Genomic DNA, 18,091 nt, shown 5'->3' with positions numbered 1-18,091 from the left:
ACATCATGAGGGACTAAAGATTGAGCGATATTAAAGCATAGCAATTGTGAAGATTTGATGACAAGACCCTTTTATAAGCGTGCTTTGTCCACCAACCATGCATTCATTTCTTGAATATCTTGTTCAGTCAACTTACCCACAGATGCCTTTAAATGCAAGACATTGATCAGATAGTCATACCTAGCATTGACATAGTCTTGCTTGGCTGAAAAGGCATTGCGCTGTGCCAGTAAAACATCGACCATGGTTTTTAAGCCCTCTTGATACTGCGCTTGTGAGGCACGAGAGACGAGGCTGGATGATTCCATGGCAGCTTTACGTGCTTGCAACTTGGCTTGGTCTGTTTCCACTTGCAAATAAGACTTTTTCACCTCGGTGTTAGCTTTACGGATAGCGGCATCCAATTCGGCTTCAGATTTTTTGACGTTAACAGCGGCTTTTTGAATCGACTTCTTGGTTCGCCCCCCCGTATAGACATTCCAATTCATCTCAATACCAATCTGATCAAAGTTGCCTTTGGTCGACATAATATTCTCAGGAGTCTGCTCACTATAACCATAGCTTCCCACAGCTTCAATTTGCGGATACAACGCAGCTTGTTCAACCCGTTTTTGATCTTCAGCATAGCGCTGTTGCAAGCGTGCCTGCTGAATGCCTAGGTTCTGTGCGAGAGCTAAATTAGTCCATGCTGAAAGTTCTGCAGGATAAGGTTTTTGAAACTGAAAGTCTTCACGTAGCACTGCCAAGTTTTCTTGATAAGGCCCAATAATTTGCGCCAGTTGTTCTTGCGCCAAGACCAGTTGTACATGCGTCGCAATGCGGTTAGCCTGTGCGCTTTGGTACTGTGCATTAGCTTCACTCACATCACTTTTTGCCACCAAACCCTCTTTGAGTTTGGCATTCATCATATTCAGTTGCTCAAGTAGAGCTTGTTCTTCTTGTAAATTAGCTGCAGTTAAACTTTGTTGGCGCAGTACATTAAAATAGGCTTCCGTTACCTCTAAAATATGCTGCTGACGCTGTAGCTGCAAATTGACGTCACTTAAACTGAGGGAGGTCTTAACTTGTTTCAACCCTTCCCACGCATCCCAACGAAAAAGGGGTTGGCGCGCCGTAATCGCCACTTGTTTGGTGGTGGTCGTATCGGGCATGGAAAGAATCGAACTCACCTGCCCAATGGGTTGATTTTTTCGAGTCACATTGCCAGACAGACTAATGGTAGGCAGTAAATTGCCTTGTGCAATGCCTAAATTGAGTTGATCGGCTTCATATTGGAGTAAATTGGCTTGCCAGTTGGGATCATTAACTTTGGCGCGTTGTAAAGCGTCGACCAAATCCAAGGCATGACTCCACGGCGCGAAAAACAACACACAGCTGGCTAGGACACATTTAATCTTCATTGTTTTTGGTCCACCTTTCCGCCTCACTGGCCTCGTTCTGAGCAACGCTATACTAAAACGAGTTGTCATTATTTTCGTATATTTTTTATTGCACTGGTTACAATAGCATGCACTAATCTGTTCATTATGAAGTAAATATTGAATAGTGTCATAGCCCGTTCAACAAACTCATTCACAATACTACACATTAAAAATTCCATTCCCCCTATAAAATGAGCCACGGAGAAAAGGAGTTTCTCTACTGTGTTGTCGCTGAACTGAGTTTTTTGATCGAGTCGCTGTGAATCATTCTTCTTTATTTTCGCTTAAACCTTACGCACTGATTTTCATGTGCGCGCTGTTGGCTGCCTGTCAAAAACCTGAATCTGTCAGCTTTCAAGAGCCCGCACAAATAGAAGCGTCTTCGACTCAAACCTTGGACTTAACCGACTTGTGCCAAAAAATTGACAAAAACATGTCGGAAATAGATGCACAACGTACGACTTTTGCTCTAGAGCAAATCAATCAAGATCTTAAGCTGTGTTTACCTTTACTCGGCTTTCAACAACAAAAGCATTTATTGGGTTTATCCAATAAAATGTACCATGACTTCTTATCAGTTGAACGTACGCCGCAACAGCAGCGCGCTTTTGAAAGCTATGCTCTAGAAATGGCTCAGCATCCGACCATTCAACAAAGTCTTTTTGAGCAACTTACCATTCGTGACCAATACCTTATCAAACACCAAGGGCAGTCTTATGTCGAGTTGTTTGATGCAGGCGAAGGACAAGTGCATTACCGCCGTAGCCCTGAATATTTAGCCAAAATTTTTGCGCCTTACCTACCTGTCGCTGAGCAAGAGTTTATTGAACATCTGGCAACACAGAATCAATACCCTGCCGTGATTGGAAGTCAGGTCAAAATTGATGCCAAAGAAATTGTAGATCGTGCGCTGTATTGGGAAAGCTATTTACAGCAATATCCGAAAAGTAGCTATCACCAAGATGCACGTCATCTGTTGAATCTATATAGCACCCTCTTGTTTATCGGACTGGATACTCAACGCGTTTACGACGGCTATACCGTGCAAAGCAACTATTTGGAAGAAATTGAGCGCCTAGCCGCATTAAAAAATTCAATAGTGACGGATCAAGCGCGCTTATTTTTAAAGTTCGTGGCGCTCAGCCCTGAACAAAGAGCGGCTCAAATCATCTTGCCTGCATCCGCTCATGTGCAGCGCCTCGGTGCAGATCAACTATTACAAAGACAATTGGCGCACTTTATTCAACTGCGTATGGTCCAACCCGATCAAGGCAAAGACTGCTTAAGCGATGCCATTTGCTTAGAACGTTGAACACATTTCCCTTTCACACTTTGAATAAAAAGGTCGCTGTTTTTAACAACAGTGCATGTTAAGATGATGTATCGCTTGACGGAGCGCGAGTAATTGCTCGCTGAGATCAGCTAAGACTTTTCAATAATAAAGTTTTGAAGCTGAGTACCGTTGAACCTGATCAGGTTAAGACCTGCGTAGGAATCAAGCCATCTAAAAACTGAACGCCTTTCATTGAACTATTTCCAGTAGAAATACATCCGTTGCATTTGTATCACCAAATCAACAACACAGAAATAGCTTCAATTGCCATCGTTTTTGGTCGTGCTTGATTCGTTGATGTCATTCATAAGGATCATTGCAATGAACCATTTAACGAATCTTTCCGCTGAAATTTCAGCACAACATGAACAAGATGCCAAAGATCTGACCCGTATCTTGCCTGCCTCTAAAAAAGTCTATATCCAAGGTTCGCGCCCAGACATTCAAGTCCCCATGCGTGAGATTGAACTGACCGAAACCCCAACAGGCTTAGGCGGTGAGTACAATCCACCAGTGATGGTGTATGACACCTCGGGCGTGTATACCGATACCAATGTCAGTATTGATCTGAACAAAGGTCTACCGAATGTCCGTGAAAGCTGGATTGAAGAGCGCAACGATACCGAAATGTTAGACAGCCTCAGTTCAAGATTTGGTCAAGAGCGTTTACGGGATATTCGTACCGCTGATATCCGCTTTGCGCATATTCAAAAACCACGTCGTGCCAAAGCAGGCCTCAATGTCACGCAGATGCATTATGCCAAACAAGGCATCATTACTCCTGAAATGGAATACATCGCTATACGTGAAAATCAGCGTCAACGTGAAGGAGTTGATGCACGTCAGCACGCAGGGCAAAACTTTGGTGCGCATAACTTGATGGAAATCACGCCTGAGTTTGTACGTAAAGAAGTGGCTGAAGGGCGTGCGATTATCCCTGCCAATATTAACCACCCTGAAATTGAACCAATGATCATTGGCCGAAACTTCTTGGTGAAAATCAATGCCAATATTGGTAACTCGGCTCTCGGCTCTTCAATCGATGAAGAAGTCGCAAAAATGACGTGGGCAACCCGTTGGGGTGCAGACACCATCATGGATCTCTCCACAGGGAAGAACATCCATGAAACCCGTGAATGGATTATCCGTAACTCACCTGTTCCGATTGGTACTGTACCGATCTATCAAGCTTTAGAAAAAGTTGATGGGGTGGCGGAAGACCTGACATGGGAAATCTTCAAAGACACGCTGATCGAACAAGCTGAGCAAGGCGTGGATTATTTCACCATCCATGCAGGCGTCTTATTGCGTTATGTTCCTATGACTGCGAATCGCCTCACTGGTATTGTGTCACGGGGTGGTTCGATCATGGCACAGTGGTGTTTGGCCCATCATCAAGAGAACTTCCTCTATACGCATTTCGATGAAATCTGCGAAATCATGAAAGCCTATGATGTGTCATTCAGCTTAGGTGATGGCCTACGTCCAGGGTGTATCCAAGATGCCAATGACGAAGCACAGTTCTCTGAATTGCGTACTTTAGGCGAACTCACCCATCGCGCATGGAAACATGATGTGCAAGTGATGATTGAAGGTCCGGGGCATGTGCCAATGCATATGATCAAAGAAAACATGGATCTGCAACTTGAAGTCTGCCAAGAAGCGCCCTTCTACACTTTAGGGCCATTGACCACCGATATTGCACCGGGTTATGACCATATTACTTCTGCGATTGGTGCGGCGATGATTGGTTGGTATGGGACTGCCATGTTGTGCTATGTCACTCCAAAAGAACACTTGGGCCTGCCGAACAAAAAAGACGTCAAAGATGGTATCATCACCTATAAAATTGCAGCACATGCAGCAGATTTAGCCAAAGGTCATCCGGGTGCGCAAGTCCGTGACAATGCCCTGTCTAAAGCACGTTTTGAATTCCGCTGGGAAGATCAGTTTAATCTCAGCCTTGACCCAGACACGGCGCGTAGCATGCATGATGAAACCATGCCGAAGGAAGCGCACAAATCTGCGCACTTCTGTTCAATGTGTGGTCCCAAGTTTTGCTCGATGAAAATCACCCAAAACGTGCGTGATTATGCACAAAACCAGCAAAACGCTACGCTGAATAAAATTCAGCAAGAAGAGGTCGAAAACGGTCTCGATAGCATGAAAAAACAATTCCATGCAAGCGGACAAAACTTGTACCAAAAAGTGTAAGTTGATAAAAAACCTTTTGTAATCATGCGATTCTCAGTTAGGATGAAATGATAAATTTCATCCTGATTGCGCTTTATGAACATAATTAAGCAAGCTACATATCACAGTGAAGATGTCCAAATTGTAGACAGAGCCTTTGTTTTTCAGGGTTTTGTTCAAGTAGAAAAAGTAAATTTACGTCATCGCCTGTTTAATCAAACTGAGTACACCTCTGTGATTTCACGTGAGCTCATTCAGCGCCCTGAAGCTGCAGGTGTCTTAATTTATGATGATGCACAACAAAAATTTGCCTTGATTGAACAATTTCGTATTGGTGCTATGGATGACCAAGATTCAGCTTGGCAGCTGGAGATTATTGCGGGAGTACTCGATGGTGATGAATCACCTGAAAGCTGTATTCGCCGTGAAGCATTAGAAGAATCAGGCTGTCAGATTGAACACTTACAACATCTGTTTAGCTTTTATCCTTCTGCAGGTGCCTGTGCGGAACTGTTTCATCTGTATAGTGCTTCGGCCGATTTACCCGAACAGGGTGGTGTATTTGGTATGCCCGATGAAGGTGAAAATATTTTATTACACCTGATTGATTATGCGCAGATCGAGACATTACTTTCCAATGGTCGGCTCAGAAATGCGCCTGTCATAATGGCCTTGCAATGGCTACAACAACAGATTAAAACGACAAGGAATGTCTAAGGGGTCAGGCATGACTTTAAATAATGAAAAAAATTGGACCATTATCCAAATTTCAGATACGCACTTGATGGATCAAGATCATCTGGAATTTGTACGTATGAATCCAGAGCAAAGCTTTCATCATGTGATGCAACATATTGTTGAGCGTCACCCACAGCTGAATGCCATCGTCCATACGGGTGACTTGGCGCAAGTACCTGTGCCTCGAACCTATCAACGCTATTTAGACTTTATGCAGAGTTTAAAGACGCCGTTTTATCAGGTTCCGGGCAATCATGACAATGCCGAGCACTTCCCTTTTCATCAGCAACAAAACAAAGTTCATGTGATTCACTTCGGCCCTTGGAGTGTGGTTTTACTCAATAGTGCCGTCAAAGGTAAAATCGATGGCTGGGTCGATGAAACACAGTTGAACCAACTGGAACAGATCCTACAAGAATTTGCCCAGCAACACATTGTGATTGCCTGTCATCATCATCCTTTTGAAATGCAGTCAAAATGGATTGATCAACATAAACTCAAGAACACCCAAGACCTCACTGCGGTTCTAGCGAAATACCACAATGTCAAAATTGTGCTGTCGGGACATGTCCATCAAGAATCATGGCGTGAATGGCATGGTATTCAGTTTTACTCGACGCCGTCTACCAGTGTCCAATTTAAGCCTTTAAGCGATCATTTTGCCTTAGATGAGCAAGCACCAGGTTATCGTATTTTACAATTAAACGCAGATGGCAGCCATGAAACCCACGTAGAACGTGTCTTACACGCACAGCAAAAAATAAATGTTGAAATTTCAGGTTATTAACTTTTCATTTTTATCGTTTTCAATTACCTTAGTTGCTCTTACGAAAAAGTGATCAATTTAATCCAAACATCAAAGACTATCAAAATACTTAAAAAGTCTATATGATGACGACCCCCGAGGCTTAATCTCCTCGAGGGTGGATAAAAACACTTGCATATCACCATATTTTTTGCGTATTAAAGATACGTATATGATGAGGATTGCCCTAAATGGCGAATGACAACCAAAATACTGTCTTAGACGAACAAACTGATGTTGTAGATGAAAAATCTACAAAACGTGTGCGCAAAACTAAGCCTAAAGCGACTGACGGTGGTTCTACTGCAAGCTTATTTGGTATTGAACCTTATCAGCCGAAAAAAAATGAAGAATACATGTCTGAAGGTCAGCTTGAGCACTTCCGCCAAATTTTGTTGGCATGGAAAGCAGAGTTGATGTCAGAAGTTGACCGCACACTCAACACCATGCAAGACGAAAACACCGCTTTGCCTGATGTGAATGACCGAGCGACACAAGAAGAAGAGTTTGCAATTGAACTACGTACACGTGACCGTGAACGTAAACTCATCCGCAAAATCGAGCAATCAATTGAAGCGATTAAAAACGATGACTATGGTTTCTGTGAAACCTGTGGCATCGAAATTGGTCTGCGCCGTTTAGAGGCTCGTCCAACTGCAACTTTATGTATTGACTGCAAAACACTGGCAGAAATCAAAGAGAAGCAAAATAACGGTTAATCATGTTATTCAATAATCCTCCCCCAACCCCTCCTTTACATAAGGAGGGGGACAACAGGATGGCTTATGTGGGTCGGTTTGCGCCATCGCCAACCGGCCCTTTGCATTTTGGTTCACTCATCACCGCCGTTGCCAGTTATTGCGAAGCTAAAGCACATCAAGGCACATGGTTGGTTCGTATCGAAGATACCGATATCCCGCGTATTTACCCTGGCAGTGAAAGCCATATCTTGCGTTGTATTGAGGCTTTCGGCTTTCAGCCCGATGCGGGGATTATTTTCCAAAAAGATCGTCTCGACCTATATGAAGACGTGATTCAACAACTGCATCAACTCAAACTGGTCTATGCCTGTCAGTGCACCCGAAAAATGCTCGGTTCTAACCACATTTATGCAGGCACCTGCCGTGACCTTGCTCTGCCTTTTGAGCAACACGCCATTCGCGTCAAAGTAGAAGATGTCGAGATTTGTTTTGATGATGCTCTGCAAGGCAGACACTGCTCACAACTGGCACATGAGCTCGGTGACTTTGTACTGAAACGCCGCGATGGCATTATCAACTATCAATTAGCGGTCGTGGTGGATGACTACCTACAAGGCATCACACATGTGGTTCGTGGTGCAGATCTATTGGATAATACCGAGCGTCAAATTTATTTAGGTCAGCTGCTAGATTACCCGCGCCTTAGCTATATGCATCTGCCTTTAGCCATGAATGATCAAGGGCAAAAGTTGTCTAAACAAAACATGGCACAGGCACTGGATCTTAACCAAGCACCAGCACTACTCGCTCAAGCGATACATGCTCTAAATCAGCCATCTGTCGCGTTAGACCACCCTGAACGAATGTTGCAACAAGCCATTGCGCAATGGGATATTTCACTGATTCCTCACCGTACTACCCTGCACGGTACCTATTTATAGCAAACGATTGCGGCAGAAACTCAACGCGAGGTCTAGTGCGCAACGTTTGTAATTGAAGGAAATTCAAAAAATTTATAAAGGGCTCAAACGCTATCCGCATAAAACGAAAAGTACGTTTATTCTGCGGAAAGCGTGATGAAAGAAGAACCCGCTTAGAAGCTGGATTCTTCTTTGGTTGGATTAGCACTTTGTGTTGTTGCATCAATTTTCAAAATCAAACTGATCATCACTGCGCACATAATCAGTGATGAACCGCCATAACTAATAAAAGGTAGCGTCAAACCTTTGGTTGGCAGCATCCCCATATTCATACCTGCGTTTACCAAAATTTGCAGTAAGAAAATAATCGATACCCCATAAGCCAAATAACCCGCACGCAGGTACTGATTTTTCAGCGCACGATGACCCACTTTGATACAGCACAGCAACATGGTAAAGGACAGAATTAAGACCGTAGTGATGCCGAAAAAGCCAAACTCTTCACCTAAAATGGCCAACATGAAGTCGGTATGGGCTTCAGGCAAGTAGGCCATTTTCTGTACACTGTGGCCAAGTCCTACACCAAACCATTCACCACGCCCAAAAGCCATCAAGGCATTGGAAAGCTGGTAACCAGTGCCTAGCGGATCTTCCCAAGGGTTTGAGAAAGACATTAGACGTTCAAAACGGTAAGGCTCAAATACAATCAGAAAGACAAATGCCGCAAAAATTGCACCAAAAGCCATACCAAACTGAATCAACGGCGCGCCAGCAAGGAAAAAGATACCGAGCATCATCAAACTAATCACCACGGTTGCACCCAAGTCGGGCTCCGCGATAATCAAACCCACCGTCAACAGCATAATAATACCGAGACGGATCAAACCTTTGATATTGTTTCGTACTTCTTCAGCACGGCGTACCACATAGTCCGCTGTGAAAATCGCCATCATCACTTTGGCGACCTCAGAAGCCTGTAACGTAAAGCCTGCAACACGAATCCAGCGGGTCGAACCATTGACCTCGGTACCGACAACCAATACGGCGGCCAGCAGTAAGATAGTCAAAATCCACAGTGGGAAGGTGTTATTGAACCAAACATTGAGCGGAACTCGGTATACCGCATAGGCCAAAACGCCAGCCACCGCGATTGAAATCCCGTGACGAAGGACATAGTGAAATGAATTCTCATGAAGGCGTTCAGCATAAGGCATCGACGCAGATGCGACCATGATCGAACCTAAACACAACAACGCAACGACGCAGAAGATCAACACATTACGTGGTGTCACTTCGCTGGGTACACGCGGCGCCCAACGGCTATAAAACTGGTTAATTTTATTGATCGTTGTCTGAGCAAACTCAGCCATCTCAATTTCCTTATTATTTTTTAGTGGAGTTCTTGCACACAAGCGACAAACTGATGTCCGCGCTGTGGGTAACCACTGAACATATCAAAACTTGCACATGCAGGTGACAATAACACGACATCATGGGCTTGGGTATGAGCTTGGCAAAGTGCAACTGCCTGCTCTAAAGTCTCAGCATGCAGTAAGGTGGTTGTTCCTGCCACGGCTTTTTCAATCAACGCCGCATCTTCACCAATCAACACAGCTACCTTCACGTATTTGCTCAAAGCCTCACGTAAAGCGCTAAAGTCTTGCCCTTTGCCTTGACCACCTAAAATGATCGCGACTTTGCCGCCTTGGGTTTCAATCGCAGCACCTAGACCATCAATTGCAGCTAGTGTTGCACCTACGTTGGTGCCCTTAGAGTCATTATAGTAACGAACACCCTCAACTTCTTTCACAAACTCACAGCGATGCTCTAAGCCTTTAAAGCTTTTCAGCGTTTCCAACATCGACTCAAGTGGAAGATTAATCGCCTCACCTAAAGCCAAACAGGCCAACGCATTGGCCACATTGTGTGTGCCTTGAATATACATCTCTGCACTGTTCAATAAACGTGTGCGACCACGGGCCAACCAAATCGTACCATCGTCATCTCTTAATACACCATATTGATTCATATCAGGTGCATTTAAACCAAAACTTTGCATCGGCGTAGCATCAGGTACCAAAGGACGAGTAAGTGAGTCATCACGGTTATGAACGACTTTTTTCACGCCTTGGAAAATGCGATGCTTCGCGGTGTGATAGCCCATCATATCGCCATGACGGTCAAGATGGTCTTCACTCATATTCAGCACCACCGCAACCTCAGCTTGTAAATTTGAGGTGGTTTCTAACTGAAAGCTAGATAGTTCTAAAATGTATAAATCTGGCTCATCTTTGGTTAAATCCAACGCTGGACGGCCTAGATTACCCCCTACCGCGACTTTTACACCTGCATGTTCAGCCATCAGACCAATTAAGGTCGTCACGGTGCTTTTTGCATTAGATCCCGTAATCGCCATGATCGGCTTATCCGTTGCACGGCGTAAAATCTGAATCTCACTCACCACAGGAATGCCTTTGGCAATCGCAGCTTGAATTTCAGGTAGTTTCGGATCGAGCCCAGGGCTAATAATGATTTCTTCAGCAGACAACAACAGTTCTGCGTCAAACTGACCAAAACTGGTTTGTACCTCTGCTGGAATTTGGTCATGACCGGGCGGGGTCGATCGAGAGTCCGTTACTGCAACGCGGTAGCCTTGGTTATGTAAAAAATTGACCGCTGCAACACCAGAAATGCCGAGCCCTGCAACGACCTTAAGTCCACCACGTTGTATTAACATTTTCGCCCCATGCTTGGTCTGAGATTTATCTGCGGAAATGTTAGCACTTTGCTGTTTTGAATGCTTTTTCTGTTTTGACTTTCCTGCACTTTTTTTGTGTCAGTGCGTAAAAAAGCCGCCCCTCTTGGACGGCTTTTTTATTTGTGAGCAAAAATCGTTTTATTTCCACTTCACCGCTTGAACTTCAGGCTTTTTCGCATTGCTGTCTTCTGTTGCTGGGCAGGCACAGTTTCCGCCACACCCGCCAGCCATTGACGGCTTTAACCACATCGCTAAACGTGTCCAACCACGAGCCTCACACAGCATGGACAAGGACATGAAAACTGAACCCGATGTCTTAGGAAATACTTTCTTAAATACCACCACTGCACTCCAGATCACTAGAGCAGCAACAATTAGAATTTCAATCATCTCAATCTCCTCGCCTATTTACGCCGATTAGCCCAAATAGTGCGTTGCAATTTGATAGGTCAGGAATGACATTAAATAAGCCAAACCAAACAAGTAAATAGTCATAAAACTCACGGTTTTCCATGAACCTGTTTCACGTTTGACCGTCGCTAAAGTCGCCAAACAGTGCGGCGCATAAATAAACCACACCAATAAAGACAGACCAGTCGCCACCGACCAGCCGAGCTCACCGCCACTACTGATCAGTGAAGCCAAACCTTGTGACATGGCATCTTCATCAACAGCGGATAAGGCATATACCGTACCTAAAGCTGCCACCACCACTTCACGAGCGGCCATGGCTGGAATCAAGGCAATACAAATCTGCCAGTTGAAGCCCAGCGGTGCAAAAATTGGTTGCAGTAAATGACCGAGCATACCGGCAAATGAATAATCAATTTCAGGTAAAGTCGCGCCTTCAGGGGCTTGCGGGAAGGTACATAAGAACCACAGCAAAATAGACAACGCGAAAATGATGCCACCCACGCGACGCAAGAAGATCTTGGCACGATCAAGTAAACCAATCCAAATATTCTTTAAGTCAGGGAAACGATAGCTTGGCAACTCCATCATCAACATATGTTGTGACTTGTCTTTATGGAAGAATTTCAGAACGAAAGATACACACAGTGCACTCACAATCCCGGCCATATATAAAGCAAACAACACCAAACCTTGCAGATTGAAGATCCCCCAAACAGTTTGTTCAGGAATAAAAGCAGCAATTAACAAGGCATATACAGGTAAACGTGCAGAACACGTCATTAACGGTGCCACAAAAATCGTGGTCAAACGGTCACGCGGATCACTAATGGTACGCGATGCCATGATGCCCGGAATTGCGCAGGCAAAGCTAGACAACAATGTAATAAAGGCACGCCCAGAAAGACCTGCTTTAAACATCAGCTTATCTAGCAAAAATGCGGCACGTGGTAAATAACCCGACTCTTCCAATACCAAGATAAAGAAGAACAAAATTAAAATCTGCGGCAAGAACACCACCACACCGCCCGCACCCGCAATAATCCCGTCCACCACCAAACTGTTAAGTAAAGGGTGGCTAATGGACCCACCAATGGTTTCACCTAGCCAGCCAAAGAAGGTTTCAATCCCATCCATAAACGGCGCTGCCCAAGCAAAAACGGCTTGGAAGACAATAAACATCATCACTGCAAGGCTAACTAGACCCAAAACTGGATGTAGGAAAATCTTATCCAGAAAATCAGTTCGCTTGTCTTCTTCATCGACGTACTGCACGGCATCATGTAATAAATTTTCTACTTTCTCATGTGCAGTGTCGCCTTTTAAGCCCGTCAACTCGGTATAAGGCACGGCATATTTGCCCTGCTCTAAAGCGCCAAGCAGGCTTTCAATACCCGAATTACGCACCGCAACGGTTTCAACGATCGGCACACCCAAGCGCTCAGAAAGCTTTTGGGTATTGATTTGCATGCCACGGCGACGTGCTTCATCCATCATGTTTAAAACGATTAACATTGGACGGCCCAATGCAATCAGTTCAATCACTAAACCGAGGTGAAGTTTGAGGTTAGTTGCATCAACGATACATAAGAAAGCATCTTGCTGACCTTCTTCTGCAATTTTCCCCAACACCACGTCACGGGTAATCATTTCATCAGGACTGGTCGCATCTAAGCTATACGTCCCTGGCAAATCCAACACGCGAACCGCTTGACCAGAAGGAAGAGTAAATTGACCAACTTTACGCTCAACCGTAACACCCGCATAGTTACCTACTTTTTGGCGCGTTCCAGTGAGATGGTTAAATAACGAAGTTTTACCGCAGTTTGGATTACCTACAAGGGCAACACGCAAGGCATCACTCATCTAGGTGCTCCTTCGACTTGAATTTCAATTTTTTCAGCTTCAACTTTTCTTAAGGCGAAACGTGTAAAACCCACTTGGATTAAAATTGGATCGCCACCAAAAACACCTTTGGTAATCACCTGTACTTTTGTACCTGCGACAAAGCCTAATGTTTCAAGACGACTAGCCACCAAATCAGTCTGAGCTTCGCCATCCAAAGTATGATTCACTTTGTTAATGATGGCAGTTTGTTTGACTTTTAAATCAGATAAACGCACCGCATCCAACCCTTTAATATTTTGAACAGTATACAAACAAATGAGAATAATTACCAAATCAGATTCGATAATGATTCGCATCTGTTATAACACATCGACAAGCGAGAGTGATTACACTACATTGAATAAAACCCCTATTCCTTGTTTTTGTCTTTCCGTGATGATGTGCTTGAGAGCTTTATGTTAAATAAAAAACCGCGTGTGCCTGCGCCTGTTCAAATTCCAACTCAGCTCAGTTTTTTACACGGCTTTAAAGATTATCTCATTGCACAAACCGTCAGCCCACACACCCGAAATGCTTATCTCTCTGATTTATTACAGTGCAGCGAGTGTAGTCAGATGAGCATGCCCGAATGGAGCAGTGATGATGTCGCCGATGTTCTCCTGACCCTCACCAAACAAGGCAAAAGCCCGCGCTCCATTGCGCGCTGTCTGTCTGCTCTGCGTTCTTTTTTTAAATTTCTACGGGAACAAAAACTGCGTTCAGACAACCCTGTCGCGCTACATAAAACACCCAAAATTGGCCGCGCACTGCCTAAAGATTTGTCTGAGCAAGACGTGGATGCCTTAATCCAAACCCCCGATATTGAAACCGCTCTTGGACTCCGTGATCGCGCCATGTTTGAAGTGTTATATGCCTGTGGACTACGCGTATCTGAGCTACTGAATCTACGCCTAGACTTAATCAATCTAAAACAAGGCTATTTAAGAATTACGGGTAAGGGCAATAAAGAGCGGCTGGTGCCTTTGGGTCAAATTGCAGTGGAGTGGGTCGAAAAATACTTAATTGAATCACGTCCGCAATTATATAAATCTGCAACTGACTATCTATTTCTCACCCAACATGGTGGCATCATGAGTCGACAAAACTTTTGGTATGCCATTAAGCGTTATGCCTTACAAGCAGGAATTCAGGCAGAACTTTCTCCACATACCTTACGCCATGCTTTTGCAACGCATTTACTCAATCACGGCGCCGACTTGCGTGTGGTACAAATGTTATTGGGACATAGTGATCTGTCCACGACACAAATTTATACCCATGTCGCACAAGTGCGTATGCAACAACTGCATGCCAGCCATCACCCTAGGGCTTAAGGTCTTGATCATCCATAACTTAAGGCTGTTTTTAGCACGAAGACTACGAAGTATTACCGAGTCCTGTACTTTTTTTGCTATGCTTGGCGCTCTGTTTTTATAAAGTCAAAAGAAAAAGGGTTATCTATGTTATTTACCCGTAAACCATTGTTCATTGCCTGTGCCATTGCTTCAAGTGTTCTATTTACAGCATGTTAAAATAACACTGAAGAAAAAAAACAAGACTCTTTAACGGCAAGTGCACCAGCCACAGGTGAAGCGTCAACTTTGACGGAACGTAATGCAAAGCAACGTTTAATTGACACTCTTCAAAAGCATTTCAAAACAGCCAATATCAATGCCAAAATCATCGATATCAAAACCACTGAAGTGCCAAACTTATTTTGGGTCAATCTTGAAGGGATGAGCTCGGTTTATACCACGGCAGATGGTAAATATATTATCCAAGGTGATGTGATTCGCTTGGGCGATAAAACCCTCCACAACGTCAGTGACAACCTGCAAGCTGAAGCCAACAAAAAACTTCTAGCTGGACTCAAAACTGAAGATCTTCTGGTTTATAAAGCCAAAGGCAAGACTAAGCATGTGGTTTATGTCTTTACCGATGCCAGCTGCCCTTACTGCCATAAACTGCACGAGCATATCCCTGAAATCACAGCTCAAGGCATTGAAGTACGTTACATTGCATGGCCGCGTGGTGAACAGTTCATGCCAGCCATGGAAAGTGTGTGGTGTAGTGCAGACCGTCAAGCTGCCTTTGATCAAGCGATTTCAGGTGCTCAACTTCCACTGGCAACCTGTAAAAACCCAGTGCGAGATCAATACCAGTTGGGTCTGAACATGGGCGTAAATGGGACACCTGCCATCTACAATGAAGATGGTGAATATCTCGGTGGTTATTTGGCCCCAAGTGAATTATTAAATCGCCTTAAATAACTAATTTTTATTTGTTATTTAACTAATATTTATAGTTGAACATAAAATGATTTCTTTCCTAGAGTCTCACAGTTTTTTTAGCTATGATCTAGGCTTGGTTCAATATATATAAGTAAATTGGAGTGTGACGTGAAACCAGTTCGTCTGGCAATCCTCGGTCTTGGTACTGTGGGTGGTGGTGCCCTTAAACTACTAAAAGAAAATGCTGCTGAGATTAAACGTCGCACCGGTCGTGAAATTAAAATTACCTATGTCGGCACACGCCGCCCTCGTCCAGACTTAGATTTAGGCGATGAGGTCAAGCAAAGTGCTGACTTACTCGACATTGTGCGTCAGCCTGATGTCGATGTTGTGGTTGAAGTAATGGGTGGCATCCACCCTGCATATGAAGTGATTAAAGAAGCCATTTTACATGGTAAACAAGTGGTCACCGCGAACAAAGCTTTACTTGCTGAACATGGTAATGAGCTGTTCAAACTTGCGGATGACAATGCCGTGCAAATCGCTTATGAAGCTGCGGTTGCAGGGGGAATTCCCATCATTAAAGTGATGCGTGAAGGCCTAGCAGCAAACAAGATTAATTGGTTAGCGGGTATCATCAATGGTACAGGAAACTTTATCTTGACTGAAATGCGTGAAAAAGGTCGTGCCTTTGCAGACGTATTAAAAGAAGCCCAAGAACTCGGTTATGCCGAAGCTGATCCAACTTTTGATGTCGAAGGCATTGATGCTGCACATAAACTCACGATTTTAGCATCGTGTGCTTTTGGTATTCCGCTACAGTTTGACAAAGTCTATACCGAAGGCATCAGTAAAATCACAGCGCAAGACGTGAAGTATGCTGAAGAGCTGGGTTTCCGTATTAAACACTTGGGGATTGCGCGACGCACAGCGAATGGTATCGAACTTCGTGTTCACCCAACCTTGATCCCTGCTGAAGAACTGATTGCCAATGTCAACGGCGTTAAAAATGCCGTCTTGGTACAAGCTCATGCTGTCGGCCCAACATTGTATTACGGTGCGGGTGCAGGCGCAGGTCCAACTGCTTCTGCGGTCGTTGCAGATGTCATTGATATCGTCCGTGATATATCTTATACCGAAGATGGTGCTGGAACGATTCCACAATTGGCCTTCGAAGCACTGACCAATGTGCCAATTTTAAGCCGTGAAGAAATGACCACAGGTTATTACATCCGGATTAATGCAGAAGATCAAACTGGCGTCTTGGCGGATGTGACTACGATTCTCAGTCGTGCAGGCATCAGTATCGATGCCATCATGCAGCAACCACGCTTAAAAGACCTTATTCCAATCGTGATTTTGACTGATCCAGTCGTTGAATCAAAAATGGACGAGGCACTTGCTCAAATTCAAGCCTTACCCGTCATTCATGGCGAAATCGTGCGAATTCGTTTAGAATCGCTTGATAATTAATCGGGTTGAGGAAAAGAACGCTCTTCTCTTCCTCACCAAGCTCTACACACAATTGGAACATCATCATGTCGAATGCCAATCGTTATACTGGTTTAGTTGACCGTTATCGCGACCGTTTACCAGTGTCTGCAACTACTCGCGCTATTTCTTTAGGTGAAGGTAATACGCCACTGATTAAACTCGAGAACATTCCACGTTTAATTGGCAAAAATGTTGAAATTTATGTGAAGTACGAGGGCTTAAACCCGACTGGTTCATTTAAAGACCGTGGTATGACCATGGCAGTCACTAAAGCCGTTGAAGAAGGCTCAAAAGCGATTATCTGTGCCTCTACAGGTAATACCTCAGCTGCAGCTGCGGCTTATGCAGCACGTGCAGGCATCAAAGCGTTTGTGTTAATCCCAGAGGGCAAAATTGCCATGGGTAAAATGGCGCAAGCAATGATGTATGGTGCCATCACCATGCAAATCCGTGGTAACTTCGATGACGGTATGCGTCTGGTTAAAGAAATTGCCGATAAAGCCCCTGTAACGATCGTCAACTCAATCAATCCTTACCGTTTGCAAGGTCAAAAAACCATTGCTTACGAAATCGTAGATGAGTTAGGCCGTGCACCAGATTACCACTGCTTACCCGTGGGTAACGCAGGGAACATTACTGCACACTGGATGGGTTATACCGAAGCAGTTGCCAACCAACCTGCGGATCAGTTTGAGCAAGTGATTTACGACGCTGAAACAGATCAATTCACAGGTCCAAAGCCTGAAGGTTTACCAACCATGGTCGGTTACCAAGCAGCAGGTGCTGCGCCATTCTTACGTGGTGCACCTGTTGAGAACCCTGAAACAGTTGCAACGGCTATCCGTATTGGTAATCCACAAAGCTGGAACCATGCTAAAGCAGTGGTTCGTGACTCTCAAGGTTGGTTCGACGAACTGACTGATGCTGAAATCTTAGAAGCACAGCGTTTGCTTTCAATGTATGAAGGTGTCTTTGTAGAACCTGCTTCTGCAGCATCGATTGGCGGTGCAATCCGTGACATCAAAGCAGGTAAAATTGCGGAAGGTTCTGTGATTGTCTGTACGGTGACAGGTAATGGTCTAAAAGACCCTGATACTGCGATCAAGCAATGTTCTGATGCGGTCATGCTGTCAATCGATGCAACTTTAGAACAAGTACGCGATTCCATTCTTTCAAACATGTAATTCAAAGAAGACAAA

The 18,091-nt window shown here is 44.4% G+C and carries 15 protein-coding genes, 1 pseudogene and 1 riboswitch; of the genes and pseudogenes, 10 read left to right on the top strand and 6 right to left on the bottom strand.

The features are described 5' to 3' along the window. Nucleotides 1–71: 71 nt before the first annotated feature. Nucleotides 72–1,400: a TolC family outer membrane protein gene (locus WH214_RS12605; RefSeq protein WP_339421835.1), complete on the bottom strand. Its 1,329-nt coding sequence runs from the start codon at nt 1,398–1,400 to the stop codon at nt 72–74. Between the two features lie 280 nt (nt 1,401–1,680). On the opposite strand from WH214_RS12605, the gene WH214_RS12600 reads away from it, so the two are divergent. The 6 genes from WH214_RS12600 (at nt 1,681) to gluQRS (ending at nt 8,132) form a co-directional block, all read left to right on the top strand. Then, nucleotides 1,681–2,733 carry a hypothetical protein gene (locus WH214_RS12600; RefSeq protein ID WP_339421836.1) on the top strand — a complete coding sequence of 351 codons (1,053 nt, stop codon included), beginning with the start codon at nt 1,681–1,683 and terminating at the stop codon, nt 2,731–2,733. Nucleotides 2,734–2,802: 69 nt separating this feature from the next. After that, nucleotides 2,803–2,933: riboswitch (TPP riboswitch) on the top strand. A gap of 142 nt (nt 2,934–3,075) precedes the next feature. After that, nucleotides 3,076–4,968 carry a phosphomethylpyrimidine synthase ThiC gene (thiC, locus tag WH214_RS12595; RefSeq protein ID WP_339421837.1) on the top strand — a complete coding sequence of 631 codons (1,893 nt, stop codon included), beginning with the start codon at nt 3,076–3,078 and terminating at the stop codon, nt 4,966–4,968. A 75-nt stretch (nt 4,969–5,043) separates the two neighbouring features. Continuing rightward, on the top strand, nt 5,044–5,664 hold the full coding sequence (locus tag WH214_RS12590; RefSeq protein WP_339421838.1) for an NUDIX domain-containing protein: 621 nt from the start codon (nt 5,044–5,046) through the stop codon (nt 5,662–5,664). A gap of 10 nt (nt 5,665–5,674) precedes the next feature. Beyond that, nucleotides 5,675–6,472 carry a 3',5'-cyclic-AMP phosphodiesterase gene (gene cpdA, locus WH214_RS12585; protein ID WP_062033264.1) on the top strand — a complete coding sequence of 266 codons (798 nt, stop codon included), beginning with the start codon at nt 5,675–5,677 and terminating at the stop codon, nt 6,470–6,472. A 209-nt stretch (nt 6,473–6,681) separates the two neighbouring features. After that, the gene (gene dksA, locus WH214_RS12580; RefSeq protein WP_004692816.1) at nt 6,682–7,209 is read left to right on the top strand and encodes an RNA polymerase-binding protein DksA; all 528 of its coding nucleotides are present in this window, start codon (nt 6,682–6,684) and stop codon (nt 7,207–7,209) included. Nucleotides 7,210–7,211: 2 nt separating this feature from the next. Beyond that, entirely contained in the window at nt 7,212–8,132 is a 921-nt protein-coding gene (gluQRS, locus tag WH214_RS12575) for a tRNA glutamyl-Q(34) synthetase GluQRS (protein WP_339421839.1), read from the top strand. Nucleotides 8,133–8,284: 152 nt separating this feature from the next. On the opposite strand, the gene ftsW is transcribed toward gluQRS, so the two are convergent. The 5 genes from ftsW to WH214_RS12550 form a co-directional block, all read right to left on the bottom strand. Then, a complete protein-coding gene (gene ftsW, locus WH214_RS12570) occupies nt 8,285–9,481 on the bottom strand; it encodes a putative lipid II flippase FtsW (protein ID WP_125280616.1) in 1,197 nt (398 codons plus the stop codon). 20 nt (nt 9,482–9,501) lie between these two features. Then, nucleotides 9,502–10,848 carry a UDP-N-acetylmuramoyl-L-alanine--D-glutamate ligase gene (gene murD / locus WH214_RS12565; protein ID WP_339421840.1) on the bottom strand — a complete coding sequence of 449 codons (1,347 nt, stop codon included), beginning with the start codon at nt 10,846–10,848 and terminating at the stop codon, nt 9,502–9,504. A 159-nt stretch (nt 10,849–11,007) separates the two neighbouring features. Further along, on the bottom strand, nt 11,008–11,259 hold the full coding sequence (locus WH214_RS12560; protein WP_339421841.1) for a DUF6587 family protein: 252 nt from the start codon (nt 11,257–11,259) through the stop codon (nt 11,008–11,010). Between the two features lie 27 nt (nt 11,260–11,286). Next, the gene (feoB, locus tag WH214_RS12555; protein WP_339993474.1) at nt 11,287–13,146 is read right to left on the bottom strand and encodes a ferrous iron transporter B; all 1,860 of its coding nucleotides are present in this window, start codon (nt 13,144–13,146) and stop codon (nt 11,287–11,289) included. Then, the gene (locus WH214_RS12550; protein ID WP_010325703.1) at nt 13,143–13,403 is read right to left on the bottom strand and encodes a FeoA family protein; all 261 of its coding nucleotides are present in this window, start codon (nt 13,401–13,403) and stop codon (nt 13,143–13,145) included. The genes feoB and WH214_RS12550 overlap by 4 nt, the downstream gene beginning before the upstream one ends. 180 nt (nt 13,404–13,583) lie before the next feature. On the opposite strand from WH214_RS12550, the gene xerD reads away from it, so the two are divergent. The 4 genes and pseudogenes from xerD (at nt 13,584) to thrC (ending at nt 18,076) form a co-directional block, all read left to right on the top strand. Beyond that, nucleotides 13,584–14,501: a site-specific tyrosine recombinase XerD gene (xerD, locus tag WH214_RS12545; RefSeq protein ID WP_339421842.1), complete on the top strand. Its 918-nt coding sequence runs from the start codon at nt 13,584–13,586 to the stop codon at nt 14,499–14,501. A 126-nt stretch (nt 14,502–14,627) separates the two neighbouring features. Then, nucleotides 14,628–15,437 (top strand): annotated as a pseudogene (locus WH214_RS12540) (DsbC family protein). Nucleotides 15,438–15,566: 129 nt separating this feature from the next. Continuing rightward, entirely contained in the window at nt 15,567–16,871 is a 1,305-nt protein-coding gene (locus tag WH214_RS12535) for a homoserine dehydrogenase (protein ID WP_339993472.1), read from the top strand. A 65-nt stretch (nt 16,872–16,936) separates the two neighbouring features. After that, nucleotides 16,937–18,076 (top strand): threonine synthase, encoded by a 1,140-nt coding sequence (thrC, locus tag WH214_RS12530; RefSeq protein ID WP_004692833.1) that lies wholly within the window; start codon nt 16,937–16,939, stop codon nt 18,074–18,076. Nucleotides 18,077–18,091 lie beyond the last annotated feature (15 nt).

Origin of the sequence: Acinetobacter sp. MYb191 (genome assembly GCF_037572605.1) — a bacterium.
GTDB lineage: Bacteria > Pseudomonadota > Gammaproteobacteria > Pseudomonadales > Moraxellaceae > Acinetobacter > Acinetobacter johnsonii.
Note: the sequence above shows the minus strand (reverse complement) of the source record. Positions and strands in the feature narration are given on the sequence as shown.